Origin of the sequence: Microcoleus sp. MON2_D5 (assembly GCF_036701905.1) — a bacterium.
Lineage (GTDB): Bacteria > Cyanobacteriota > Cyanobacteriia > Cyanobacteriales > Microcoleaceae > Microcoleus.
Genome location: NZ_JAUBRM010000218.1, coordinates 1 through 2,094, shown reverse-complemented (window position 1 = coordinate 2,094; position 2,094 = coordinate 1). Strand labels below are relative to the sequence as shown.

Sequence of the window (2,094 nt, the reverse complement as noted above, 5' to 3'; positions counted from 1 at the left end):
GGTTAGGATTCATGTTGGTTGAGGGCAACTGCTACGATCCTATCAATCATTGCTGGGGCATTGGGAGCAAACCTTCGCAAAAACGATTTAAGCTGTGACCACCACATTTCAATAGGATTAAAATAGGGAGAGTAGGGGGGATAAACCAATAATACTTGCAGCTACGCTTTCAATCATTGGTACAATTGAGGCGAGTTTCTGAGCTGGTAAATTATCCATCACTACTACCGCTTCTAGCCATAATTGATGGCAGAAAAACTTCTCAATAAATACGGCAAATGCTGGCTCGTCCATTGAATCATTCATTGTCATTACTGCCATAAATTTCTTCAGGCTAATTCCGCCAATAACTGTGACTTTAGAGCCTCGATAAAATAGCTTGATTCCGGCCAACGAATGTCCCTACCTGTGAACGAGCAACAGTCCTAGCCAAACGACCGTATAATCCCCGTTTCATCTAAGAATACGCTTGTTCTGGATCTCGATATTTTTGATTTTTTCCCAATACTCAACTCTTAACTTTTGGACTCTTTCTGTTCCAGTTTAGCTACTGTACTATGTTTTTTTTTACGTAAGGATTCAGGTCTAAGATAAGGGTATCAAAGAAGGCATGAAAAACTTACAATAATGGGCAGATATAGCATCACGGAAAAAAGCCATTGCGCTTTTATCTTGAAACCGACAAGTCTGAATCACTGATAACAAATCAGCAGTTTGTTCAAACCGAGACATTGACCGGGAACCCCCAGATACCTTACGCTTCGTCACGGCTAATCGTAGAGAACGTTCTGCCAAATTATTATCAGGAGGAATGTAAGGATGGTCTAAAAAGTACCACCATTGATGTGCTTTCTCACGCAAGGAGCGCAATAACAGTCCAGCAGCATAGCCAACATGACCTTGCCAAGTATTTAACAATTCTGCCAACCTGGTCTTAAAGTCCCTCGCCCAAGTCTGATAATCAAGCTCTTCAGGGTGTTCGCGCCATTTTCGATGTTGTCGAAATGCCTCATCAATTAATTCCAAGAACGCAGAGGCGACGACTGTATTGTTACCGTAATTAAGAAGCAGAACTTTCTTAAAATGTCGCCGTAGATGGGCTAAACATTTTTGCTGCGCTCCCACCACAATACCGTTATATACGCTAAAATCATCGGAACTCAACACACCAGCAAACTCGTTCCCCAGCATCATCTCTAATTCGGCTCTACTCCGAGTATCCGCAGCATGAAACAGGCAAAAATCTTGACCCGTAGCCGTCCATAACCATTCTTTGACTCCCTTGACACACCAAGGGGTTTCATCGACATGGACGTGGGCTTGTAATGATGCCCATTTCCATAAATCGGCAACGGCGGGTTTTATAGCATCGGCTACCCGCGCATTTGTGGCTTGTAATGTCCCTATCCCTATTTCGATTCCACCTAGTTCGCGCAGGAACTCTTGTTGCTTTTGGTAAGATATGTGCCCATAATTACCTAGCCATACCAATAATGCTTGTAGGTCGATACTCAAATCTTGTCCTGGCACTATACCCGGTGAGGCTGGTCCAATCACCATTGCTCCACATTCGAGACATTGACATTTGGCTCGTTGATATTCGACTACTTCAATTGGTCTGGCTACTAAACACGCTACCTGCTGCTTGCTGCAACCAATCATCTCACTTAATTCTCTGCTGCCACAATGTTCACAAGTGTCAGGAGTGCTGATTTGATATCTATCCACTCGCCCAAACCCTTTTCGGGTTTTGCCGATATGTCCAGGCTGTCCTCCTGGTTTACGCTTTGGCTCGGACTCTGACTCTTTTGAGTTATCAAAAGCGGCTGTCTCTGATTTCTGTATCAGATCGCTCGATGGTGGTTTCGATGATGTTTTGCTATTACTAGGCTGTCTCTCTTTGAGCTTTTCGAGCTCTTGTTGTAATTTTTCAATCAGCTTCTGTTGGGTTAGCACAATGTTGACCAGTTCCTCGCGGCTCAACTGGTCAACTATTTCCATTTTTAGTGCTAATAACTCTGATTTTTCGCTCATCTGACTACATTACCATATTTCTCGGCTCTCACTCTCACTATTTTTTACCTGAATCCTTAC

General features: G+C 43.4%; 2 protein-coding genes. Both read right to left on the bottom strand.

Going from position 1 to position 2,094, the window contains the following annotated elements; genetic code table 11:
* Positions 1-117: 117 nt before the first annotated feature.
* On the bottom strand, positions 118-393 hold the full coding sequence (locus QUA47_RS30755) for a transposase (protein ID WP_333433617.1): 276 nt from the start codon (positions 391-393) through the stop codon (positions 118-120).
* A gap of 192 nt (positions 394-585) precedes the next feature.
* Positions 586-2,034, bottom strand: a complete 1,449-nt coding sequence (tnpC, locus tag QUA47_RS30750; protein WP_333433616.1) for an IS66 family transposase — start codon at positions 2,032-2,034, stop codon at positions 586-588.
* Positions 2,035-2,094 lie beyond the last annotated feature (60 nt).